Consider the following 23,321-nt stretch of genomic DNA (forward strand, 5'->3'; position numbering starts at 1 on the left):
CAGCCCACGCCGCTCGGCCGCCGTCAGTTCCAACGCTCGGTGCTGGTGGGGCACTTCGCCGCTCCTTCCGCATAACCGGAGGAGCGGCAACTCTACCCCCTGACAGGACTTACTTCCTCTGGCTTAGCGGAGGTGGCACGAGCAGCGGCTCAAGCACTGGCAGCTCGGGTGGTGGCGGCTCCGGTGGCAGTGGTTCGAGCACTGGCGGCTCGGGCTCGGGTGGCTCGGGTGGCTCGGGCTCAGGCGGCTCGGGTGGTGGCGGCTCGGGTGGTGGCGGAGGCGGAGGCGACATGAGCCGCTGACCCTGACGAGCCGAGGACGCGCGATTCGCGTCCTCGGCTCTCACGTGGCTTCTCGCCCGTGCGCTCAGCGCGGTGCGCGCGCCTGGCTCAGCAGCCACGCGGCGCCCCGGCCCGCGTCCTTCAGGAGCGCCATGGGGGCTTCGCGCGACAGCAGCAGGGGTTGCTTCAATGAACCCTGCGGCGTGTCCCGAGGCATCGGGTTGATGCCAATGCCCTGCTCGTAGACCATCTTCCCGCCGAGCGCCGCCGTGACGAGCGCGCTGGCGCACGCGGCCAGGCCCAGCGCCGTCGTCACGATGGTGGGAGGCCGCCCCATCCGCCACGCCATGAGGCCCAGCGCGCCCAGCGTGATGAGGGCATTGCCCACGCCGTGCACGACCGTCATCTTCCGGGCACGCGGCGCGTCCATGCGGACCTCCTGGCTCGCCGCCAGGCCCGCCACCCCGGCGAACACGGCGCTCGCCGCGCCCGCGACCCACAGGCGGCGGCCTACCTTTTCCCAGGCGCGGTCTCCCGTCGTCACCACGATGAGGTCCGCCACGGCCGCCGTTGGCAGCAACGCCAGTGGCATGTGCACCACTGACGGGTGCAGCTCATGGAGCAGCATCTCTCTTTTCATCGTTCCCCCCTCCCAGGTCCCTGGGATTGAAAGGTAGCCATGGGGCAAGGCGTGCGTGTGGCGCCTGAAGCCCCGGCGTGCGCGGCTGCCTGCCTCCCTCTGACCGGTCCCGGACGCATCTGACGCTTCCCTGGGACACCTCCCGTGCGTATCACTGGCCTTCGTGCGCACACCTACCGACCGCTTCCTGCCGCCCCGCACCGACGCTTCTTCCGCCACGCCGCCCCTGCGTGGGCGGGTGGTGGTCATCGCGCCCACTCGCGCCGCGTGCGAGACCATCGAGCTGGCGCTCGGGCTGGAGCTGCGCACGTACCTGGAAGAGCACCACGGCGAGCGCCTCCTTGCGCTCGCGCGGAGCGGGCAGGGGTTCGGCATCGTCGCGGGCACGGGCACGGGGAAGACGCTCGCCATCCGCCCCATCGCGGAGGAGCTCACGGGCCGGCGGCCCCTGCGGGTGACGGTGGTCAACCGCGAGCGGGAGGCCACCGCGGAGACGCCGCTCGCGGACGTGGCCATCGTCACCACCGGCATCGCGCGGCGCTGGTTCCAGGGCGGCGTCATCCGGCGCGAGGACACGCTCATCGTGGATGAAATCCACCAGACCTCCGCGGAGCTGGAGCTGTGCCTGGCCCTGGGCAAGCGCGTGGGCTGCCGCTTCATCTGGCTGTCCGCCACGGTGGATCCAGCCTTCTACGCGCGCTACCTGGACAGCGCGGACGTGCTCCAGGTGTCCACCTTCGACCCGGGCAAGGCGGCCCAGGTGGAGGTGGAGCGCCGCAAGCCGCTGTCCTTCCTCGACGACGCCTTCCTCCAGGACGTGGAGCGTCAGGGGCGCGGCGTGGGCGTGTTCCTGGCCACGCGCGCCGGAGTGGAGGAGGCGGCGGCCCACGTGCGTGCCCGCTCACCCGAGGTCCACGCGGCGCACTATCACGGCGGCGAACCGCTGCGCGCCATCCGCCCCTTCCTGGAGGGCACGGCGCCCCGGCCCTTCGTGCTCACGATGACGGCGGCGGGGCAGAGCGCGCTCAACGTGCCCGGACTGGACACCGTCGTCATCGACGACCTGCGCTTCACGAACGTGGTGGAGGGCGGACGCAACGTGCTCACCCGCGTGCACCTGGGCAACAACGAGCTCTTGCAGATGGCGGGGCGCGTGCACGGGCGCGTGGCGGGCGGGCGCGTCTTCATCCTCAGCGACCGGCTGATCCACTTCGCCTCGCTGCGGCCCACCGAGCCCGAGTTCCAGCTCGCGGGCGAGCCGGAGCGGGTGGCGCTCACCGCCGCGGCCCTGGGCGTGCGGGCGGATGAGCTGGACCTGCCCGTGCCGTTGGACCGCGCCGCCTATCGGCGGGCGCTCGCGAAGCTGGAGGCGCGCGGAATCGTGGACGCGGATGGGCGGCTGTCCGCCTACGGCCGCGCGGTGGAGGCCCTGCCCGTGGAGCGTCCGTGGGCGGAGCTCATCGTCAACGCGGAGGACGCGCTCCTGCCATTCCTCGCGGTGTGCAGCGCGGTGGAGTCCCTGCACCGGATGACGCGCGAGGAGCGGAACCTGGAAGAGGTGCTCGTGCCCGGAAGCGACCACCTGACCGCGTACAACCTGTACGCCGAGGCCTTCCGGGTGGCGGGCACGGTGGGGGAGGTGCAGGGGCTGCCGCGTCACGTCTTCGACCCGGAGAAGCTCGCGGCGTGGGCGGAGGGGCGCGGGGTGCTGGTGAAGGCCCTGGAGGATGCGGCGCTCGCGATGGCGAGCGTGTACCGGAGCGTGGGGCTGGCGCTGCCCGCGCGCATGCCGTTCGCGAACTCCAGCGTCCACCATCGCTTCTGCGACCTGCTCGCGCGCTTCATGCCCTTCGACCTGGTCATCGACGAGCGCACGGCCTGGGGCGAGCTCACCCGCGTGTCGAAGACGAGCGTGTGCGGCAACCTGGGCGCGGTGGCGGGCACGCTGCGCTACTTCGCCGACCGCAACGGTGAGTCGCAGGGCGCCATCGAAGGCACCCAGCTGCCCCAGTCGCTGCTGCGCCGCTACGCGCGCCGTCAATCGGAGGCGCCCACGTATGACGCGCGCTTCCGTTCGGTCGTGCTCGTGAGGCTGCTGGACTACTACGGCTTCACGCTGGAGCAGGAAGTGGACGTGCTGCGCGCCTGGGGGCCGGAGCTCGCCAAGGCAGCCCGGCACGCGCTCGCGGAAGCACTGGCGAGGGGCGAGGCGCCGCATCCCGCGGTGGACCGTCACCGGGTCGCCATCGCCGAGGTGCGCGAGCTGTGGCGGCGCTCCGGTGGCGCCACCGCGCCGCTGGGGCACCCGGAGCTCACCGCGCTCTACGAGGCGCAGCTCGATGGGGTGGACACGCTCGATGACTTCCGGGAGCGCCCGCTGCGGCTGGACCTGGACGCGCTCGTGCCGCCCGCGACGCGCCGGGCCCTCCTGGCGCTCCCGGACACCGTGGAGGTCCGCGAGCAGGCCGTGCCGCTGGAGTACGACGTGGAGGAGCTATCGGACGGGGCCCTGCGGGGCGTGGTGCGGCTGCACCTGCCGGAGAAGCTCGCCCGCACGTTGGTGGAGGAGGAGCTGCCGCTGCTCGACCGCCCCCAGCGCTTCAGCGTGGCCCGGGGCCGGCGAGGCGTGCTCCAGGCCCGCTCGCTGCTGGATCTCCAGGACCTGCTCGACCAGCCCTGGATGCCGGATGAGATCGCCGAGGCCAGCCGTGAGCGTCCGCCCCAGGCGCAGGAGCGCGAGCGCGGCGACCCCAGGCGTGGGGGGCAGCGGGGCCACCACGGCAAGCCGCCCAGGAACTGGCGCGGAGGTGGTGGGCGGCGGCGCTGACCTGGCGCACGGGCCCTGGTTGCTCACCCCTCGGAGCGGTCCATCCAGGCCAGGAGGGCGCGCGCGATGTCCTCCGGCGCGTCTTCCGGGGCATGGTGCCCCGCGCGTCCCAGCGGAACGATTTCGAGGGCCGGGAGATTGCCGCGCGCCCACTCGATGATGTGCGGCGCGTTGAGCCCGGCGTCCCCGAACGTCAGCAGGAGCACCGGCTTCGCGGAGGGCTGCGCGAGCCACGCGTCATAGCGCTCGATCACCGCGGCGACGTCGGCGGGCTCACCATCGATTGGAATCTCCCGGGGCCACTGGAGTACCGGGCGTCGCGACGCCGCGTCTGGATACGGGGACTGGTAGACGGCCCGGTCTCCCTCCGCGAGGCCATGCCGGACGCCGTTCGCGAAGGACTTCTCGAGGAACACGTTCTGTTCGAGCACGAGCTGCTCACCGACCCCCGGCGTGCGCAGGGCGCGGAACAGCTGCTCGCCCTGGGGAGGCCAGTCGCTCCAGCGCATGGGACGCAGGAAGGTCTCGAACACGGCCACGCCCCGCACGCGGTCCGGATGCCGCCGCGCCCATTCGAGGGCCAGCACTCCGCCCCAGTCGTAGCCGACGAGCACGACGTCCCGCAGGCCGAGCGCGTCGAACCACGCATCAAGGTACCGCGCGTGGTCCACGAACCGGTACGGGATGTCCGGCTTGCCCGAATCCCCCATGCCGATGAGGTCGGGCGCGAGGCACCGGCCCCGGTCGGCGAGCCTTGGAATGACGTTTCGCCACACGTGTGAGGACGTGGGGTTGCCGTGCAGGAACACGATGGGCGAGCCCGTCCCGGCCTCGCGGTAGGAGATGAACGAATCCAGGACCTGGGCCTGGCGAACCATGGACATGGGAGTGCTCCGGGAAGGACGCGGTGGAGAGGCGTGGCATGCGACGAGCACGCCCGCGACGAGACAGCCGAGCCATCTGTGCATGCACCCATGATGGGGAAGGGGACACCTCGCTGGTAGTGATGGTTCGTGAGGTCTAGGCTCACCAACCGTGAGCATTTCGATCGCCGCCCTCGACCTCAACCTCCTCCTGGTGCTCCACACCGTCCTCACCGAGCGCAGCGTGGTGCGCGCGGCCGAGCGGCTCCACGTCACGCCCTCCGCCATCAGCAACAGCCTGGCGCGCCTCCGGTCCGTGCTGGGTGACCCGCTCGTCACGCGCAAGGGTCGTGGCATCGTCCCCACGCCCCGCGCGCTCGCGCTGGCCCCCGCCATCGCCCGAGGCCTGCGTGAACTGGAGTCCGGGCTTCACGAGGCCCCGTTCGAGCCGGCCCGCTGCACGCGCACCTTCACGCTCGCCGTCGCCGATGCGGGTCAGGTCACCTGGGGACCGCGAATCGCCGCCCGGATGGCCGAAGAGATGCCGCACGCGCGCCTCTCCGTGGTCGGCATCGCCTCGCTCGTGGCGCTCGGGGACCTGACCTCGTCCCAGGTCGACCTGCACATCGGCCTCGCCGGGCGGGGCGCGGGCCTGCACGTCGAACCGCTGCTGGACGAGCGCACCGTCCTCGTGGCCCGCGAAGACCACCCCGCGCTCGCGAAGCGTCTGTCCCCGCGTGCGCTCAGCGCGCTCCGTCACGTGGGCGTGGAGATGGTCCCGGGCAAGGGCTTCCGGGACCTCGTCGGCGCCGCATACGCACGCGCGGGCATCCGCCGCGAGGTCGCCATGACGGTGCCTTCGTTCCTGACGGCGGCGGCGATGGTGGCCTCGACCGACCTCGTCGCGACGTTGCCGGAGTCACTGGTCGCGGCGCAGGGCGCGCGCCTGGGGGTACGTGGCGTCAACGCACAGATTCCCGCGCACACCGTCAAGCTGGCCCTCTGCTGGCATGACCGCACGCATGCGGACCCGGCGGCGCGTTACTTCCGCCAACTGGTCCGGCGCGCGGTCCTGGCCGCGTGACGGGCGGGCCGGACTCACATGCGCCGTTCAGCGAGCGCGGCAAGCTGCGCCGTGACAGTGCCCCAGCCTTCGTGGAAGCCCAGGTCGTGGTGCAGGGTCCGGTCCGCGCTGTTCTTGTGCATCACGTGGGCGCTGTAGTCCGTGCCCTGCGGATGATCCTTCAGCGTGATGATGGCGGTCATGAGCGGCATGCCGGAGACGTCCGCGGGCCGCCAGTCAGCGATCATCGCGTTCGAGAACACGATGCGCTCGAGCTTGTCGACGGCGAGGAAGCACGCGCTCATGTGCGGCATGAAGTCGCTGGTGGCCGTCTCGCTGAAGTGCGTCACCAGCGCGCCGCCGGGCCTCAGGTCCAGCTCCAACACCTTGCACCGGGACGGCGCGGGCACCCACCACTGCTCGAAGCTGGCCGGATCCGTCCACGCCTTCCAGACGACCGCGCGAGGGGCCTTGATGATGCGGGAGATGCTCAGGTCGAGCTCGGGATTCAGGACAGGGGACATCGGTTCACTCCTTGTTGGATAGGGTGGTGACGAACTGCTCGAGCCGGTCCGTGCGGGCCTCCCAGAGGGCGCGCTGTGCGGACAGCCACGACTCCACGGCGGCGAAGGGCTTCTTCTCCAAGGCGCACGTCCGCACGCGCCCTTCCTTGTGCGTGCGGATGAGCCCGCTGTCCTCCAGGAAGTGGATGTGCTTCATGAAGGATGGCAGGGCCATGTCGAAGGGCTTCGCCAGGTCGCTGATGCTGGCGGGGCCCTTTCCCAGACGCGCAATCACCGCCCGTCGGGTCGGATCCGCGAGTGCCTGGAAAATTCCATTCAGCTGTTCCGGATGCTTTTCCACGAGGCTAAGTAACGTCCGTAGACACTTAGCGCAAGAGCTAAGTGATGCGGTGCCCTTTTGTGCTAGCCGGGCCCAAACCCTGGAGGCGCAATGTCGAACTGGAGTGCCTGGCTGTTCCCCTGCCTTGCCTTGCTGACCCCCGGATGCATGCCATTGGAGGCGGACGACGCGCGGGAGCCGGAAGTTCAACAGCAGGCCCTGCCGGGCTCGGAGATCATCGACTTCGCCTCCGCGAGCACGCAGGCGAACACGGACGCGTCGGGCAAGAGCGGCGGCATGGCCGTGCTCAAGACGAACAGCTCGAACTGCACGGTTGGCGCGTACGCGGATTGCTATGCGCAGTACATCGAGTTCAGCCCCAGCTACACGGGCTACCTGTCCTTCAACCTCTCCAGCCTCACCCAGGCCGCGCCCACCCCGGCCCAGGTCACCCAGCTCAGCCTGCTGACGAAGTACCAGGGGCCCGGCGTCGCGACGTCCTACTACCAGTGGCAGCTGTACCGGTTCTCCACCTCCAGCTGGGTCAGCATCGCCAACTCGCAGGGGCGCGGTGACTGGGTGTGGACGCCGGCCCTGACGCTCGCGCTCCCCACCACCGAGGTCGCGTCGAACTTCGTGTCGAGCAGCGGGGAGATCCGCGCGCGCCTCATCAAGGGGGCGGGGACGGACGCGGCGCAGCTGGACAGCCTCCGGCTCCAGGTGGCGTGGGACATCGCCACGACGTGCACGGCTGAGACGGACGCGGCCTTCTGCGCGCGGCTGGGCGCGAGCTGCGGTCAGAAGAGCGGCACCGACAACTGTGGCCAGGCGCGCACGGTCGCGAGCTGTGGCGCCTGCCAGAGCCCCCAGACGTGCGGCGGTGGCGGCACGCCGAACGTCTGTGGCGAGGCTTCCGCCTGCACGGTGCCGGCCTTCCCCAAGGGTACCACCTGGATGTGGGACCTGGAGCACAACGCCATTCCCACCAACCTCAACGCCCAGGTCTACGTGGTCGACCTCTTCAACACGACCGCCGCGAAGATCCAGGAGTACAAGACCGCCGGCAAGAAGGTGGTCTGCTACTTCAGCGCGGGCTCCTATGAGGACTGGCGGGAGGACGCGAACCAGTTCCCGCAGGACACGTACTGCACCCCCGGGGAGAACTGCGCGCAGTCCGTGCACATCATGGGCGATTGGTGCACGAGCGGCGGCGGCTGTGAGTGGTGGTTGGACCACCGCAAGCAGGCGGTGCGCACGGTGATGACGTCACGCATGCAGCTGGCGAAGAACAAGGGCTGCGACGCGGTGGAGCCGGACAACATCGACGGCTATTCGCACGACGACGACATCAACTGCACCGACCAGGCCTGCTGGGGCCTGACGGCGGCGAACCAGCTCGACTACAACCGCTGGCTGGCCACCACCGCCCACTCGCTGTGCCTGGGCATCGCGCTCAAGAACGACGTGGACCAGGTCCCCGCGCTCGCGGACTCCTTCGACTTCGCCATCAACGAGGAGTGCCAGAAGTACAACGAGTGCGGCGCCTACAAGACCTGGTTCACGAACAAGAACAAGGCGGTCTTCAACGCCGAGTACCGCAAGGACTCGAGCGGGGACACCACCAACTGGACGTCGTGCACCGGAACCGGGACGACCTGCGCCTGCGGTGAGAGCGGCTTCGCCCAGGGGGACATGCGCACGCTGGTCTTCAGCACCGCGTCGGTCCGGTACGACAACCTCCAGTTCACCTGCTGGTAGCGCGGGCGGGCCGGGGCGGTCCTCCCGCCCCGGCCTTCGCCTCAGTACCGGACGGTCGCGGTGTAGGCGAAGTGGTCGGAGCCGTACTTCTCCAGCCGCTCGGCGGGACCGGTGCCGATGCCCACGGTGACGTAGATCTGATCGATGGGCACGCCGCTGACGCCCGCGGTGTTCAGGTGGTTCATCCCAGGGATGTCCTGCGACAGCGCGCGGTTGAAGTCGCCCACCAGCACGACGGGCAGCCCCCGGCCGCGCAGCTCCGCGACGACCTCGCGCACCACGGTGTTGTGCGTCCGCCAGCGCTCCTGGCGCTCCGGGTGCTCGCCGTTCCAGGCGCCGGAGATGTAGTGGGTGTTGATGAACGCCAGCTTCTCGCCGGTCGCGAGGTTCTTCAGCACGACCCAGTTCACGAAGCGAGACGGCGTCACCCCGGCCTCACCGCCATGCGTGAGCCGGGACCCATCGCCCGTCTTCTCGAACTTGCTCTTGCGCCAGGAGATGGCGATGGAGTTGCGCGCGTCCAGCCGGTCATCACCGGGCCGGAAGTGCGCGTAGGCGTCCATCGCGCCCAGCTTGGAGTGGCCCTCCGCGGTGTCCACCTCCTGCCAGCCGATGATGTCCGCGAGCGGCCGCGTGTTCGCCTGCCCGTGCCACGTGTTGTGCGTCGCGACCGTGGTCGTCGTGGCGGCGAGCGCCGTGGTTTCTGTCTCCTCGGGCGAAGCGGGCAGAAGCCCCAGGGAGAGCAGCAGGCTGAGGACGGCCGACGACAGGAGCTTGAGCATGGTTCCCTCGGAATGCGCGCCAGGTCATTCCTGGCGCGTCCCAGGGAAGCTAGCCAAAGCCGTAATTTCTGAAAATACGGCCCGGAATGTTTTCGTCAGCCGAGGACGAAGTCCTTGGGGCGCAGCGGCTCCGGCTGAGGCTCTCCCAGCGACTCCAGCATGTTGATCTCCGCCGTGCGGGACATCGCGAGCAGGGGCAGGTCGTTGGGAGCTTCTCCGAAGGGCTCTTCCAGCTCCTCGCTGAGGAGGTCCAGGCCGAAGAACGTGTAGGCAATCATGGCCGTGAGCACCGGCGTGAACCAACCCATCGACTCGGCGAGGCCGAAGGGCAGCAGCAGACAGAAGAGGTAGGCCGTGCGGTGCAGGAGCACGGTGTAGGCGAAGGGCAGGGGCGTGAGGCGGATGCGCTCGCAGGCCGTGAAGATGCTCATCATGGCGTGCACCCGTTCGTTCAAGGCGGCCCAGGTGATGTCGGTGAGCCGGCCCTCGCGGAGCAGGCGGGCCAACTCCAGCTGGTGCTCGCGCAGGAGCGCATTGGGGCGGTTGCCGCTGCCCAGGACGCGTGAGCGCTCAGGCTCCTCCAGGTGGCGGCCAATGGCTTCTCCGGCGTCCTTCGAGCGGAGGTGCGCGGCGAGCGCGTAGGGGAAGGCGATGGTGCGGTGCACCAGCCTCCTTGCTGCCTGCCGCCCGGCGTCGGGCAGCTCGGCGCGTCCGTCGTCCAGCAGCGCGATGGTCGCGTGGGTGAAGGCGCGCACCTCGATGATGAGCGCGCCCCACTGCTTCCGTCCCTCCCACCAGCGGTCGTAGCAGGCGTTGTTGCGGAAGCCGAGGAAGATGGAGAGCGCGATGCCGAGCAGCGACAGCGGCGCGGGGGACGTGATTGGAAGCCGGATGTAGCCCTGCTTCAGCGTCATGACGACCAGCGTGGCGAGCGCAGCGACCCCCAACACGTGGGGCAGGACGCGCGGAAGGATGGTGCCGCGCACGACGAACAGGAGCTTGAAGAAGCCAGGACGAGGACGAACGATCACGGCGCGTCTCGTGCCCCAAATCGCCAGTTGCCGCAAGCGGTCCGCGCCGTGTCGCCAGGACTGACGGGTGTTCATCCCGGGTGCACCGCCGCCCTAGACTGCCTCCCCCCTGGAGGCTGAATGCACCCGAAGAGACTTCACTGGTTCCCTGTATCCACGCTGCGCTCCCTGGCAGTGGGGGTCGCGCTGGTGTGCGCCGCTGGCTGCTCGGACGATGAGGGCGTGGATGTCCCCAACCCGCTGACCAACCCGAAGGACGGGCCCCCGGCTGGCAACCCGAACGCCGAGGCGACGTGCGCCGTGCCCGCGGAGGCGGGGCTCGCGGACGTGTCCCGGCCCACCACCGTCGTCGGGACGGGGACGCCGGCCAGTTGCACCTCGGATGCCTTCGTCAGTGCCGTGGCGAAGGGTGGGGTCATCACCTTCGACTGCGGCCCGGAGCCCGTTGTCATCACGCTGGACCGGACGGCGAAGGTCTTCAACGACAAGGGGCCGGAGATCGTCATCGACGGCAAGGGACTGGTGACGCTCAGCGGCGCGGGCAAGCACCGCATCCTCTACATGAACACCTGCGACCAGGCCCAGGTGTGGACGACCTCCCACTGCCAGGACCAGGACCACCCCCGGCTGACGCTCCAGAACCTCACCTTCGTGGACGCCAGCTCCAAGAGTGAGAAGGAGTTCGACGGCGGCGGCGCGGTCTGGGTGCGCGGCGGCCGGGTGAAGGTCATCAACTCCCGCTTTTTCAACAACGTGTGCGCGGACACCGGCCCGGACGTCGGAGGCGCCGCGCTGCGGGTGTTCGACCAGCACGACGACCAGCCCGTCTACGTGGTGAACACGACCTTCGGCGGCAAGGAGGGCTACGGCGGGGTCTGCTCCAACGGCGGCGGCATCAGCAGCATTGGCGTGTCGTGGACCGTCATCAACAGCCTCTTCTCCCACAACCGGGCCATCGGCAACGGCGCCAATCCCGCCCAGCCGGGCACGCCGGGCGGTGGCAGCGGCGGGGCCATCTACAACGATGGCAACACGATGACGCTGTCGCTCTGTGGCACGCGCATCGAGCACAACGAGGTCAACGCGCACGGCAGCGCCATCTTCTTCGTGAGCAATGACCACTCGGGCGACATCCGCATCGACCGCTCGGTCATCCAGAACAACAAGGGCGGCTCCTGGTACGTGACCTATCCGCAGATTTCGAACCACACGGACACGCCCATCCGGGTGACGAACTCCACGATCGAGTGAGGGGGCTCAGATGCCCCGCTGGAGCGCCCGGTCCAACCGTGCCAGGAACTCCTCGAGCGTCGCTCCGGCGAGCGAGGGGTGCTCGAGCACGAAGTTGGGCCAGTCCAGCGCGCCCGCGAATTCGAACGCCCCCGGGCGGATGGGAGCGATCCACGAGTTCTGCCTCGCCTCGAACACGCGCTGGAGAAAGCCCGGTGGCAGGCGGGTGTCTTCCGCGAGCAGGACCGCGTCGTAGAGGTCCTTGCCCTGGGGCCAGCAGTCATTTCTGAGCCAGAGCAGCTTCCACGCCAGGGACTCCTCTGGCGTGGCGACCTGGACCGGCACCCCCTCCACCGTGTGCCGGAGCGGTGATGTGAGCAGCTGTTCGTTGAACACGACGTCGACCTGGACCGAGTCGCGGACGCGCCCCTCCCAGCTCCAGGGGAACGTGAGCCGGCGGCCCTCGGCGCGCTCGTAGGTCCAGATGCCGTCCACCGGGATGCTCGCCGGATCCAGGTGGATGCCTTCCAGCCGCAGCGCATCCGTGACGGCCCGGGTCAGGTCCGCCATGAGCTGCATGCCCTCGCGCGACGTCGGGCTCACGGACGCGGGCGTGACGACGAAGTCGAGGTCCTTGGCCGGCCGGGCGCGCCCGCCGTACCAGAGCTCGAGGACGGCGCTGCCACGCGCGACGAGCTGCTCACCCACGGGCCCGCGGCCGATGCCCGCGAGGCACCGCCGGAGGAGCCGGGCACGGGCCTCACGGAAGCGGGCCGCCTCCGTGGGGTCCTCGAAGCGGGGAGGCCCCTTGATGAAGGCCGCGTCGTGGTGCTTGAGGGCCGGATCGAACACGTCTGGCCGGTTGTCGTCCCGCTCATAGCCCGCGGGAAGAGCGCGCCGTGGCGATACGGGCTTCGTGGGGTCGCTCATGGGGATGTCTCCTCCAGCCAGCCCTCGTCGAGGGCGATGTTGTCGTCGAAGAGCACGCGCTCGCGCTCCACCTTCGTCACCGGGAGCCCCGCGTCCGCCAGGCTCGCCAGGAGCGAGTCGAATGCCGCACCCATGGCGGCATCATCCGAGGGACCGAACCGCTGGGTGAGGAACCGCTCCTGGACGCCGTCCGGTGACACCTTGTACGCGCTGCGGGACAGGTGGGCGGACTGCGAGGCCGCGAGCCGCCCCAGGGCCTCCAGGTCGCGGGTGGCCACCCGGACGTGGTGTTCCAGGTAGACCGGTGCGGAAGCCGCGAACGGGCCCTGGGACCAGGGTGCCTCGACCTTGAGGCGGCTCCGCCGTGCACCGCAGGTGGAGAGGGCCTCGAAGGCCAGCGCCTCGGCGTGCTGTCGCGCCTCCACCACCGACGTGCCGCCGTGCAGGGTCAGCATGATCTGCCGGGGCGCCACGCCGCGTACGAGCTCGATGCACAGCACCTTCACTCCACGGCGCACAGCCCACGTCCGGAGCGCCGGCTCTGCTCCAGGAGGCAGGGCGAGGGTGAGATGTGTTTCCAGATACATGGCGTGGAATGACGTGCGGAACGGGTTCTGGCCGGGCCCGGAGCCTACCGCCATCGAGTGACGGCCGCCCTGGTGGCGAGCCAACGTGTTTCAGTATGCTCCGCCCCGGTCTGTGTATCCGGCCGGGGGGACTCATGACGGAACGACGTGAGTGGGCATTCGGAGCGCATCGGGTGCATCTGGAGGAGCCCGATGTCTTGTGGGTCGACTTCCAGGGCTCCACGGGACTGGAGGATGCGAAGCGCCTGCTGTCCATCGTGCAGGAGGTGGCGGTCCAGGAGCCCGTGTTCGTCGTCGTGGACATCGACGGGTCCGTCATCGACAAGCCGGCTCGCGAGTACTTCAGCAAGGAATCCCGCCCGGAGTGGCTGCGAGGCGTCATCTACGTCGGAACCCAGCGGCTGCAGATGGCGAGCGCCAAGGCCGTCGCCTTCGCGCTCTATCTCACGGGCCGGCTGAAGGGGGACGTCGAGTTCGTCACGAGCGGACAGGCCGCGCGCCAGCTCATTGAACGCAAGCGGGCGAAGGCGGCGGCCCGCTAGCGGCGCATGGGGCCCTGGCGCCCTCTGTTACATTCGGCGCCATGCGCGCATGGCTGGGCTTCGTGGTCCTGTTCTGCGCCCTCGGCACTCCGGCCCTGGGCGTCACGGTGGAAGCGGTGCCCCGGCCCGCCGCGGGCTCCTGGACGGTGGACCTCACGCCGTCGCACGTCCTCGAACCAGAGGTTCGGGCGGAGGTCGATGAGATGGCCCGGTCGCTGGACGACCGCGGACTGGGCCAGCTCATGGTGGTGATGGTGGACACCACGTCGCCCAGGCGCTCGCGTGAGTTCGCGCTGGAGCTCTTCAACCGCTGGGGCATCGGTCATCCCGGGAGGGACGACGGCGCGCTGCTCTTCATCGCGTACGCGGACCGCAAGGCGGAGATCATCCTTGGAGACGGAGTCGATGAGCCCGACGACCAGGTGGCCAGCGACGCGGTGATGGCGCAGGAGGTCGTGCCTGCCTTCAAGCGTGGCGACCCGAACGAGGCCGTGCGCGGGGGCGCGCAAGGGCTGAAGGAACTCATCGAGAACTCGCGGCTCAACAACCCCGACGCCGCGGCCGACGCCCCGAGCGCCGACAGTGACGACGTCGAGCTCATGGACTGGGAACGGGAGGCGTTCCTGAACCCTCCGCACATGCAGGTGCTCACAGTGGAGAAATCCTCCCCGCCGCCGAACGTCGGCCTCTTCGCGGGCGCCGCGGGCGTGCTCGGCGCGGCGGGGCTCGCGGGCCGTGCCTTGCTCCGCCGTCGTCCGCGCAAGTGCCGCACGTGCAACAACCCGCGAGTGCGACTCGGGGAGACGGCGGACGATGCCCACCTCGACCCGGGCCAGCGGTTCGAGGAGTCGCTGGGCTCCGTGGACTACGACGTCTGGTGGTGCGCGCCGTGCGAGGACGCCGCCGTCGAGCGCTATGGCCGGTTCTTCTCTCGCTTCAAGCGCTGCAAGCGGTGCGGCTACGTGACGGGCAAGCAGACCTCGCGGACGCTGCGGAGCGCGACCTACGACCACGGCGGCGAAGTGGAGGTGACGGTGCGCTGTGGACACTGCGACCACGTCACCACCTCGCGCCACAGCACGCCCCGGCGTACACGGTCCTCGTCGTCGAGTTCCTCGAGCTCCTCCCGCTCCTCGTCGTCCGGAGGCGGGCGCTCGTCGGGCGGAGGCTCCAGCGGAAGCTGGTAGCGGTCAGGGGCGCGGTGGCGCCCAGAGGGCGCTGTGGGCCTCTGGCGCGTCCGGGGACTCCTCCGCCGTATAGAAGTAGGCCGCGACCGTTGCCCGGCCCCGTCCTTCGGGGCTCGCCAGCGCGGCGGGGTGGCCGTGCCAGTGGGTGTCGCCGTGCGCCATCACGACCAGCCGATCCAGGACCGGAGCGATGCGGGCCTCGCAGCGGGTGAGGTCGGCGTTCCACAGCTCCAGGTCGCCGCCCCACGCGGGCTCCCAGCCCGGGTTCAGGTAGTACAGGACGGTCAGCCGCCGTGAGAGCGCGCGGGTGCGATCGCGGTTGAAGTCCGCGTGGAGCGCCAGGTGGCCCCCGCGCAGAGTGAGGTGCAGCCCGGCGCCCCGGAAGTGCGGATCCGCGATGAGCCCTTTGACGCCGGTGAGCGTCTCCAGGAAGTCGAGGAACGACATGCCCGAGAGCTCCGCGAGCAGGTGCCGGAGCGCGCCGTGCACGCCTTCGAAGGCCTTGCGCTGAAGCTGTCCCAGGCGGGCCGCCTGCTCCGGATGATCCCGGCGCATCCAGGGGGCCCCGGTCGCGCCTGGAAAGACGCCGGCCAGCTGCGTCGCCAGCCGCTCTCCCAGGAAGCCGTCGATGACGACGTGCGGATGGGGCCGCGCGGCGCCGTAGGTCTCGCGATGCGCCAACGCGAGCGAGCGGAGCGCGGTCCGGCTGAGGAAGAAGCTCGGGCCCAGCAACGGACCTTCATCGACTGTCGCGACGCTCACGGGACCTCTTCTGCTCGGGTTTCCGACCTTCGATGATGGCATGCGCACGAAACGCACGTCTCTTCCGGCCTCACCCGGGGGCGCCGCCTTCGGTCTCGAGGAGCGCCGCGAGGAACAACGCATACGTCAGCTCGGCGACGGGCCGGCGCTCCCGCCGGGCCTGGATGCGCAGCGCCTTGGGAAGGGAGCAGGACGGGCCCCGTTCACCGTCGCGCATCTGGACATAGCCTCGCGGGGAGTAGCCCATCACCTGCCAGCCCATTCGGCACAGCGCCTGGCTGAGGTCGTCGGTGAGCTGGTGATGGAGGGCGCGGGCGATGGGGACGGGGCGGAAACGCTCGCTCGACCAGCCTTCCGGGTCCTCGCGCCAGCCGCGCGCGCGCAGGTAGTTCACCTTGCGCGCAAGCGACAGTCCGCCGACGTGGCGTTCGAGCTTCATGGGGTCTCCAGGGAGCGGGCGCCGAGCATCCGCGGGGCAGGGCTCCCTTGCCTGGCGCTGCCATATTTGCCCATGCGCGTCGAATCCTCTCTGGAGATGAAAAGAACGAGATTCACGTCCACGGGCGCATCATCAAGCAGCGCGTCCCCTACAATCCGAAATTCTCGTTCCACATCGACCCGCGCCCTCGGAGGCCCGAAGACCATGGCGACGACGACCCGAGTCCCGCAGACGATTGACGCCTATCTGGCGAACGTGACCGACCCCGCGGCGAAGAAGACCCTGACCGCCCTGCGCACGCAGCTGCGCAAGCTGCTCCCCAAGGCCACCGAGACCATCAGCTACCAGATGCCCGCCTTCAAGGTGGACGGGGACCTCGTGGTGGGCTTCGCGTTCTTCAAGAAGCACTGCGGCTTCTACCCCGGCAGCGGCAGCGTGGTGCCGGCGCTGAAGTCGGAGCTGGAGGGCTACACCACGTCGAAGGGCGGCGTCACCTTTCCACCGGACAAACCGCTCCCGGCGAAGCTGGTGAAGAAGTTGGTGCAGACGCGGCTCGAGGAGATCGCCACGCGCCCGAAGAAGCCCTCGGCCGCGAAGAAGTCCGCGGTCGCGAAGAAGAAGGCGCTCATCACCGAACGCGTCACGGACGCGGCGGTGAAGGAGGCCACCGGCCGTGACTGGAAGGCCTGGATGCGCGCCCTGGACAAGGCGGGGGCGGCCGGGCTGACCCACAAGCAGCTGGCCACGCTCGTGGGCCGGGAGGTCAAGTCCGGCTGGTGGCAGCAGTCCATCGCCGTGGCGTACGAGCAGGCCCGGGGCAAGCGGGTGGTGGGCGAGACCGCCGCCACGGGCTTCCAGGTGGGCGTGGTGCGCACGCTGCCGATGACCGCACCCGAGCTCTGGGAGTGGGTCACGACGCAACCGGAGCGCTGGCTGGGCCCGGGCGCGACGTTGAAGGCCGAAGTGGGAGGCCGTTATGAGGCCCCCAAGCGTCGCGGCGCACCCGGTGTGCGAGGCGAAGTCCGGGTGGTGAAGCCCGGCCAGCGCCTTCGCATGACCTGGGAGACGGACGGCTGGAAGAAGCCGGCGACGTTGCAGCTCACGGTGACGCCCAAGACGAAGGGCGCCTCCCTCCACGTGCACATGGAGAAGCTCCCGGACGCGGAGGTCCGCGAGGCCATGCGCGAGCGCTGGTCCAAGGTCCTCGCCCAGGTTGCCTAGCGTCGTCGGGGTGGGGGATTGACGCTGCGTCCACCCACCCTGTACCTCCGAGTCCTCACCGCCGAGACGCCGCCCTGGGGGCTGGCCGGTGGTGGATGAGGGGAGCACATGCAAGCCATGGCGAAGTGGGGGACCCTCCTGTTGGCCCTGGGGTTGGCCTTGGGAGGGTGCTCGGACGAGGGGCGTCCGGGGGCCGGAGTGTCCGCGAAGCAGGGCTCACGCGCCGACGCGCTCGCGGTGGGAGAGGCCCGGCTCCTGCGCGACATCCAGCCGGGGGCGGCCAGCGTGGCCTACGCGGAGTCCGCGTCCCAGTCCCTGCGCGTGGGGCGCACGCTCTTCTATGCCGCATCCGACCTGCGCAACGGGCTCGAGCTGTGGAAGAGCGATGGCACCCCCGAGGGCACGGTGCTGGTCATGGACATCCAGCCAGGGCCCTACGATGGAAACCCTGACAACTTCGCGGAGCTGGACGGCATCCTCTACTTCTCCGCCACCGACTACTCCGGCAACGAGCTGTGGCGCAGTGACGGCACCCCCGAGGGAACCTGGCGGGTCAAGGACCTGCTCCCAGGGCCCAACAGCGGCGCGCCGCGCTCCCTGATCCGCTTGGGCCACCGGCTGGTCTTCGCCCGCGATCGCGAGCTGTGGACGAGCGATGGCACCGAGGCGGGCACCGTGCGCTTGCGCCTCTTCGAGGGCTCCATCTGGCCCACCGTGTCGGGGCTCACCGTCTCGGGCGGGACGCTCTTCTTCGCCGCGAACGATACGGACACGGGCGACGAGCTGTGGAAGAGCGACGGCACTCCCGAGGGCACGGTCCTGGTGAAGGACATCTGGCCTGGCGCGGGATACTCCCAGCCCGCGTACCTGCGGGATGTGAACGGGACGCTCTTCTTCACCGCGTATGACGGTGTGCACGGCAACGAGCTGTGGAAGAGCGATGGCACGCCCGAGGGCACGGTGCTCATCGCGGACGTGAACCCCAAGCCCAACAGCGGTCTGTTCATCAGCTCGCCAGGGGTCGTGGGCGGGCTGTACTACTTCGCGAGCCAGGGGCCGAACGGCGAGGGGGACGAGCTGTGGAAGAGCGACGGCACGCCAGGGGGCACGGGGTTTCTCAAGGACCTCATGCAGCCTGGCAACGGCAGTCCCCAGTCCTTCATCGCTGTGAACGGAGTGGCCCTCTTCACGGCCAATGGCAAGGAGATGGGGCGCGAGCTGTGGAGGACCGATGGCACGCCCGAGGGCACGGTGCTGGTGAAGGACATCTTCCCCGGGCCGGGAGACTCCTTGCCCAACTTCCTGGTGGTGATGGACGGGGTCCTCTACTTCGTCGCCAATGACGGCGTGTCCGGCAACGAGCTGTGGCGGAGCGATGGCACACCCGGGGGCACCTGGCGGGTGAAGGACATCAACCCTGGTTCCGCGGCCAGCAAGTTCAGCAAGGCGCAGGTGATGGACGGACGCCTCTACTTCTTCGCCTTCGACGTCGTGAAGGGCATGGAGCTGTGGACGAGTGATGGCACCGAGGCCGGCACCACGCGACTGACGGATCGGGGCCCCGCGACGTCCGACTCCATGCCCGTGTCCTTCGTGGATGTGGGCGGCACGATGTTCTTCGTCGCGGATGATGGCGTGCACGGCTACGAGCTGTGGAAGAGCGACGGCACGCCCGAGGGCACGGTGCTGGTGAAGGATGTGGTTCCGGGCCCGGCCAGCTCGGCGTTGGGGTCACTCACCCGGGTCGGAGAGACGCTCTTCTTCATCGCCTACACGCCGGCCACTGGCTACGAGTTGTGGAAGAGCGACGGCTCCGAGGCCGGCACGGTGATGGTGACGGAGATGCGCTCCGGGACGGCGTCGTGTGACTGCAACGTGTTCGGGGCCTACCAGGGGATGCTCTATTTCATCGCCAACGATGGCGTGTCCGGCATGGACCTCTGGCGCAGCGACGGCACCGCCGAGGGCACGGTGAAGGTGAAGGACCTGTCCTACAACTTGTCCGGCAGCGCCATCCGCGAGCCCGTCCAGATGGACGGCATCCTGTACTTCATCCGCCTCGCCGCGCTGTGGCGCACGGACGGGACGGACGCGGGGACGTGGATGGTGAAGCAGCTCGTCGGTGATTCGAGCATGGAGTCCTACCAACTCACCGCAGTGGGGAAACGGCTCTTCTTCCGCTACTTCGACTACTCCTATGGCTCCGAGCTGGGGGTAAGCGACGGCACGCCCGAGGGGACCGTGCGGGTGAAGGACATCTTGCCCGGCATGTCGGGCTCCAAGCCCTCCTCGCTGGTGGGTGTGAACGGAAGGGTCTACTTCGCCGCGAATGACGGCGTGTCCGGCAACGAGCTGTGGCGGAGCGATGGCACGCCCGAGGGCACGGTGAAGGTGAAGGATCTGGTGCCGGGTCTTGGCGGCTCCGCGCCCACGTTGCTGACGCGCGTGGGCGAGACGCTCTACTTCGCCGCCGCCAACGCCGCGGGTGCCCCCGAGCTGTGGAAGAGCGATGGCACCGAGGCGGGCACCGTGCGAGTCCGGGGGCCTGCGCCGGGCCTCATGGGCACCGGGGACCCGGTGTCGTTTCTCGCGCTCGAGCCCGAAGGCATGTTGGTGTTCGCCGCCGCGGATTCCGCGTCCGGCATCGAGGTGTGGAAGACGGACGGGACGGAGGCGGGCACCGTGCGCATCACGGACATCGCGCCGGGGCCATCCTCCTCGCGCCCGCGCACGCTCACGCGCAGCGGCAACCGCATCTTCCTCACCGCGAATGACGGCTGGACGGGCTACGAGCCCTGGCTCATCCCCTGGCGGGCGGTGACCGGACCCGTGCCGCCGACTGTCATTTGCCCCGAGGACGTCACCACCGAGGCCACCGGTGCCGCGGGCGCGGACGTGAGCCTGCCGGAGGCTCGGGCCTCGGACGACACCTCCACGCCGCGGGTGACGTACAGCCCGGAGTCGGGCAGCACCTTCCCGTTGGGCGACACCCTGGTGTCGGTCACGGCGCACGACGAGGAGGAGCTCACGGCCACGTGTACCTTCCACGTGTTCGTCCGCGACACCACCGCGCCCCAGTTGACGTGTCCGGAGGACGTCTCCGTCACCGTCGAGGACGAGGCCGCGCACGCCGTGGAGTTCCCTCCCGCGACTGCAGTGGATCTCGTCACGGCCGCCCCCGTCCTGACGTACAGCCCGGAGTCGGGCAGCGCCTTCCTGCCCGGGACGACTCCCGTCACCGTCACGGCCGAGGACGCCGCGGGCAACCGCGCCACGTGCGATTTCCAGGTGTCGGTGAACGTGATGCCGGCTCCCTTCGACGCGGGGACGGAGCCGGACGCCGGGATGGAGCCTGACGCTGGGATGGATCCGGACGCCGGGCCGGTGCCGGATGCGGGCCCGCAGACGCCGGACGCAGGGCCGACACCGGACTCAGGGACGGAGCCTGACGCAGGGACACAGACGCCGGACGCGGGGGCGAAGCCGGACGCGGGTGTGCCACCCATCCTGGAGCCAGGGGACACGGGGTGCGGATGCGCGGCGGGCAGTGATGCGCCCGTGAGCGCTGTCTGGGGAATGCTGGGGCTCCTCGGCGTGATGGCGGCCCGGCGGCGCTCCATCTCCTGAGCGACATTCGCGCGGTGTGGACCCGGGAGGTCCTGGCCCATTCAGGCCAGGACCTTCCGTTCCCAGGTCGCATGTGAACCCCGGTTTCATCTACAGACGGAACTCCTTCTCCAGCAGCTCCGCCGCGCGCGCGGCACCAGCCTCCGCTCGCAGCTCCTTGCGGAGGGCCGCGAGCCGGGTCGCGACGGCCGGGTCCTCCGTGAGCTGAAGCAGCGCGGAGCGCAACGCGTCCGCCGTGGCGTCCTCCGTGTCGATCCGCCGCGCGATGCCGAGCGCGACGAGCTGATCCGCATTGGAGAACTGATCCGTCGACTGGGGCACTGCAATCATGGTCACCCCGCAGTACAGGCCCTCCTGCGCGCCTCCCATGCCCGCATGCGTGATGAACGCATCGGCCTGTTCGAGCACCGCCAGCTGCGGCACCCAGCGGTGGACCTCGACGTTGTCTGGGATTGTTCCCAGGTCCTCCAGCGCCACGTGCTTGCCGATCTGCAGCACCACGTGCCAGCCGGGAAGCCCTCCAAAGGCAGCGAGGCACGCGCGGTAGAAGCCAGGCTGGCGCGTGAAGGTCGAGCCGAGCGACACCAGCAGCACCTTCCGAGCGCCTGGGGGACGCTGCCACGAGCCCTGCGCCGAGCGATCTCCGAAACACGGCCCCACGAAGGTGAAGCGCTTGAGGTCCACCCGGTCCGCCTGCGGTTGGAGCGCGCGCGGGATGAGCACCAGTCCGCGCGGCGGCTTCCCGACGAAGAGCATGGCGTCGGTCTCCGCCACGCCGCACTCCTTGAGCCAGGCGGAGTAGCGCTGGTAGTGCGCCACGGCGCGCGGATCGGTGCGCAGCGTCTCCACCAGTGCGGCCATGTCCTGCTCGTAGCCCTCCCACGCGACGGAGGAGGGGGAGAGCTGGACCGCGGGGATGCCCCAGTTCTCTCCGAGGATTCGCGCCGTGGAACAGCCGATGTCGTAGAGGAAGAGATCCGGCCGGTCGTGCTCATACGCAGCGCGCAGCTGCGGAAGCATGGACATGGCGTCATCGAGGAACATGTCCAGCTGCCCCACCAGGTCGTCGGGCCAGCGTGGCTGTGTCACCCCTTCGCGGGGGAGCAGGGAGCGGTAGGGGCGAAGCTCCGCGCCCGTTTGGCGGATGGGCTCGGCGAAGGCCTCGTCGTTGGCGTACGTCACCCGGTGCCCTCGGGACACCAGCTCCCGGATGAGCTCCAGGCTCGGATTGACGTGACCGTGGGCGGGGATGCTGACCATCGCGATATGGGCACGACGAGACATGGCGCTCTCCTGGCGGAAGCTGGCGAGACGGACCGTCTCGTTTCGTCACAATCCGCCTGGAGGGGCTGGATGTCAAGACGAGACGTCCCGTCTCGTTGGTTGTAGGCTGGCGGTCCATGGCTGACCCGAAGACCCCGGAACCGTCCCGCCGCAGTGAGCGCTCCCGCCAGGCCATCCTCACGGCCGCCGTCGAGCTCGTCGGAGAGGTGGGCTACGCGCGTCTGACGGTCGAGGCGATCGCGGCGCGGGCGGGGGTGGGCAAGCAGACCATCTACCGGTGGTGGCCCTCCAAGGGGGCGGTGGTGCTGGACGCGTTCGTGGAGCTGAGCGGCGGCAATCAGCCCTCGGCGCTGCCGGACACCGGCGACCTCAAGGCCGACCTGCGGGAGGTGCTGCGCGCCACGGTGCAGGAGCTCACGGATCCGCGCTTCGAGCTGCCCTCGCGGGCGCTCACCGCGGAGTCGCAGGCGGACCCCGCGCTGGCCCAGCAGTTCGTGGAGGCCGTGCTGCGGCCCCACTTGAGGGCGGTCCAAGAGCGGCTGCGCTCGGCGCAGCAAGCAGGCCAGGTCGCGAAGGGGGTGGACCTGGATGTCGCGGTCGAGCTGCTCGTCGGGCCGCTCTTCCACCGGTGGCTGCTTCGCACCGCGCCCCTCACGAGCGCGTACGCCGACACCGTGGTGGACCTGGTCATCGCCGCGCTGCGGCCCCTGCCCAGGGGACGCTAACGGGACCCGGGGCCTTCCGGGCGAAGCGCTGTCGGTAGTAGCGCGTCCAGAGCTTCAGCCCCACCACGCCCACCACCGTGGGCCCCAGGAAGATCGCGAGCTGAAGGCCTTCGATGCCGACGTGCCTGGCGTTCACCACCAGGGAGGCGGTGATGGTGCCGATGCCCGAGGCCACCATCGCGCCCATGTGCTGGAACCACCAGTGCATGCGGTCCTGGGGCGGACGCATCCAGTACCAGAGCCCGGTCAACCCGGAGAAGATGCCCACCGGCGCGAAGCCCCAGAGCAGGGGCACGCCCATCCGCAGTCCGTACGCCGCGGTGAAGAGGCCCATGCACAGGAGCAGCGTGGACAGGCCCACGTCCAGCGGGTGCGTGCTCGCCCCGGTGCGCGTCTTCGTCCGGATTACGCGCACTCCCATGGACGCGGAGGCCGCGCTCAGGACCGCGATGTAGATGAAGAAGAGGTCCATGGGCTGCGTGCCCGGAGCCTGGATGAAGCGCGGTCCGCAGATGGCCAGTGCGGAGATCGCCGCGGAGATCATCGCGCCCACGTAGGCCTGGCCCACGCGCCGGTGCAGGGCGCCTCCCTTGCGCGCCACCAGGGGCAGCCAGAGCGTGACGAACGCGATGATCCCCGACGCGATGTGGAACCAGCGGGCGAGCAGGTAGAACGACACAGGTGCCTCCGACGTGTGGT

21 protein-coding genes are annotated in these 23,321 nt (G+C 69.8%); 9 read left to right on the forward strand and 12 right to left on the reverse strand.

Annotated elements, in window-relative coordinates; genetic code table 11:
- Positions 1-366: 366 nt before the first annotated feature.
- Positions 367-921, reverse strand: coding sequence for a DUF2231 domain-containing protein (locus D7V80_RS13115; protein WP_120588476.1), 555 nt, complete (start codon positions 919-921; stop codon positions 367-369).
- 163 nt (positions 922-1,084) lie between these two features.
- On the opposite strand from D7V80_RS13115, the gene D7V80_RS13120 reads away from it, so the two are divergent.
- Entirely contained in the window at positions 1,085-3,748 is a 2,664-nt protein-coding gene (locus D7V80_RS13120; protein ID WP_120588477.1) for a DEAD/DEAH box helicase, read from the forward strand.
- 23 nt (positions 3,749-3,771) lie between these two features.
- On the opposite strand, the gene D7V80_RS13125 is transcribed toward D7V80_RS13120, so the two are convergent.
- On the reverse strand, positions 3,772-4,632 hold the full coding sequence (locus D7V80_RS13125) for a haloalkane dehalogenase (protein WP_120588478.1): 861 nt from the start codon (positions 4,630-4,632) through the stop codon (positions 3,772-3,774).
- 151 nt (positions 4,633-4,783) lie between these two features.
- On the opposite strand from D7V80_RS13125, the gene D7V80_RS13130 reads away from it, so the two are divergent.
- Positions 4,784-5,695: a LysR family transcriptional regulator gene (locus D7V80_RS13130; protein WP_120588479.1), complete on the forward strand. Its 912-nt coding sequence runs from the start codon at positions 4,784-4,786 to the stop codon at positions 5,693-5,695.
- Positions 5,696-5,709: 14 nt separating this feature from the next.
- Here D7V80_RS13130 and D7V80_RS13135 read toward each other — a convergent pair whose 3' ends face one another.
- Positions 5,710-6,198: an SRPBCC family protein gene (locus D7V80_RS13135; RefSeq protein WP_120588480.1), complete on the reverse strand. Its 489-nt coding sequence runs from the start codon at positions 6,196-6,198 to the stop codon at positions 5,710-5,712.
- A gap of 4 nt (positions 6,199-6,202) precedes the next feature.
- Entirely contained in the window at positions 6,203-6,538 is a 336-nt protein-coding gene (locus tag D7V80_RS13140; RefSeq protein ID WP_014395926.1) for a helix-turn-helix transcriptional regulator, read from the reverse strand.
- 147 nt (positions 6,539-6,685) lie between these two features.
- On the opposite strand from D7V80_RS13140, the gene D7V80_RS13145 reads away from it, so the two are divergent.
- Positions 6,686-8,275, forward strand: a complete 1,590-nt coding sequence (locus D7V80_RS13145) for an endo alpha-1,4 polygalactosaminidase (protein WP_158616622.1) — start codon at positions 6,686-6,688, stop codon at positions 8,273-8,275.
- Between the two features lie 41 nt (positions 8,276-8,316).
- Here D7V80_RS13145 and D7V80_RS13150 read toward each other — a convergent pair whose 3' ends face one another.
- Together D7V80_RS13150 and D7V80_RS13155 are read right to left on the reverse strand one after the other, a co-directional pair.
- On the reverse strand, positions 8,317-9,057 hold the full coding sequence (locus D7V80_RS13150; RefSeq protein WP_120588482.1) for an endonuclease/exonuclease/phosphatase family protein: 741 nt from the start codon (positions 9,055-9,057) through the stop codon (positions 8,317-8,319).
- Between the two features lie 95 nt (positions 9,058-9,152).
- A complete protein-coding gene (locus D7V80_RS13155) occupies positions 9,153-10,088 on the reverse strand; it encodes a bestrophin family protein (RefSeq protein ID WP_120588483.1) in 936 nt (311 codons plus the stop codon).
- 120 nt (positions 10,089-10,208) lie between these two features.
- Between D7V80_RS13155 and D7V80_RS13160 the strand changes: the two genes are divergently transcribed.
- Positions 10,209-11,339 (forward strand): hypothetical protein, encoded by a 1,131-nt coding sequence (locus D7V80_RS13160; protein ID WP_120588484.1) that lies wholly within the window; start codon positions 10,209-10,211, stop codon positions 11,337-11,339.
- Positions 11,340-11,345: 6 nt separating this feature from the next.
- On the opposite strand, the gene D7V80_RS13165 is transcribed toward D7V80_RS13160, so the two are convergent.
- Together D7V80_RS13165 and D7V80_RS13170 are read right to left on the reverse strand one after the other, a co-directional pair.
- Entirely contained in the window at positions 11,346-12,248 is a 903-nt protein-coding gene (locus D7V80_RS13165) for a nucleotidyl transferase AbiEii/AbiGii toxin family protein (protein ID WP_120588485.1), read from the reverse strand.
- Positions 12,245-12,766, reverse strand: coding sequence for a hypothetical protein (locus D7V80_RS13170; protein WP_233585306.1), 522 nt, complete (start codon positions 12,764-12,766; stop codon positions 12,245-12,247). Before D7V80_RS13170 ends, D7V80_RS13165 begins: the two co-directional genes overlap by 4 nt.
- Positions 12,767-13,032: 266 nt before the next feature.
- Here D7V80_RS13170 and D7V80_RS13175 point away from each other — a divergent pair, with 266 nt between their 5' ends.
- A complete protein-coding gene (locus D7V80_RS13175) occupies positions 13,033-13,377 on the forward strand; it encodes a hypothetical protein (RefSeq protein ID WP_158616623.1) in 345 nt (114 codons plus the stop codon).
- 41 nt (positions 13,378-13,418) lie between these two features.
- Positions 13,419-14,564: a YgcG family protein gene (locus D7V80_RS13180; protein WP_120588488.1), complete on the forward strand. Its 1,146-nt coding sequence runs from the start codon at positions 13,419-13,421 to the stop codon at positions 14,562-14,564.
- A gap of 3 nt (positions 14,565-14,567) precedes the next feature.
- Here the strand turns inward: D7V80_RS13180 and D7V80_RS13185 are convergent, their stop codons facing one another.
- Both D7V80_RS13185 and D7V80_RS13190 read right to left on the reverse strand, forming a co-directional pair.
- The gene (locus tag D7V80_RS13185; protein ID WP_120588489.1) at positions 14,568-15,326 is read right to left on the reverse strand and encodes a 2OG-Fe(II) oxygenase; all 759 of its coding nucleotides are present in this window, start codon (positions 15,324-15,326) and stop codon (positions 14,568-14,570) included.
- Positions 15,327-15,396: 70 nt separating this feature from the next.
- The gene (locus D7V80_RS13190; RefSeq protein WP_120588490.1) at positions 15,397-15,765 is read right to left on the reverse strand and encodes a hypothetical protein; all 369 of its coding nucleotides are present in this window, start codon (positions 15,763-15,765) and stop codon (positions 15,397-15,399) included.
- Positions 15,766-15,969: 204 nt separating this feature from the next.
- Between D7V80_RS13190 and D7V80_RS13200 the strand changes: the two genes are divergently transcribed.
- Together D7V80_RS13200 and D7V80_RS13205 are read left to right on the forward strand one after the other, a co-directional pair.
- Positions 15,970-16,986 (forward strand): DUF1801 domain-containing protein, encoded by a 1,017-nt coding sequence (locus D7V80_RS13200; RefSeq protein WP_120588491.1) that lies wholly within the window; start codon positions 15,970-15,972, stop codon positions 16,984-16,986.
- A 108-nt stretch (positions 16,987-17,094) separates the two neighbouring features.
- A complete protein-coding gene (locus D7V80_RS13205) occupies positions 17,095-20,613 on the forward strand; it encodes an ELWxxDGT repeat protein (protein ID WP_120588492.1) in 3,519 nt (1,172 codons plus the stop codon).
- A gap of 90 nt (positions 20,614-20,703) precedes the next feature.
- Here D7V80_RS13205 and D7V80_RS13210 read toward each other — a convergent pair whose 3' ends face one another.
- On the reverse strand, positions 20,704-21,897 hold the full coding sequence (locus D7V80_RS13210) for a macrolide family glycosyltransferase (protein WP_120588493.1): 1,194 nt from the start codon (positions 21,895-21,897) through the stop codon (positions 20,704-20,706).
- A gap of 116 nt (positions 21,898-22,013) precedes the next feature.
- Between D7V80_RS13210 and D7V80_RS13215 the strand changes: the two genes are divergently transcribed.
- On the forward strand, positions 22,014-22,622 hold the full coding sequence (locus D7V80_RS13215; protein ID WP_120588494.1) for a TetR/AcrR family transcriptional regulator: 609 nt from the start codon (positions 22,014-22,016) through the stop codon (positions 22,620-22,622).
- Here the strand turns inward: D7V80_RS13215 and D7V80_RS13220 are convergent.
- Positions 22,585-23,301, reverse strand: coding sequence for a hypothetical protein (locus tag D7V80_RS13220; protein ID WP_120588495.1), 717 nt, complete (start codon positions 23,299-23,301; stop codon positions 22,585-22,587). The genes D7V80_RS13215 and D7V80_RS13220 overlap by 38 nt on opposite strands.
- Positions 23,302-23,321 lie beyond the last annotated feature (20 nt).

The sequence above is a fragment of the Corallococcus sp. CA054B genome, from assembly GCF_003611625.1.
Taxonomy (GTDB): domain Bacteria; phylum Myxococcota; class Myxococcia; order Myxococcales; family Myxococcaceae; genus Corallococcus; species Corallococcus coralloides.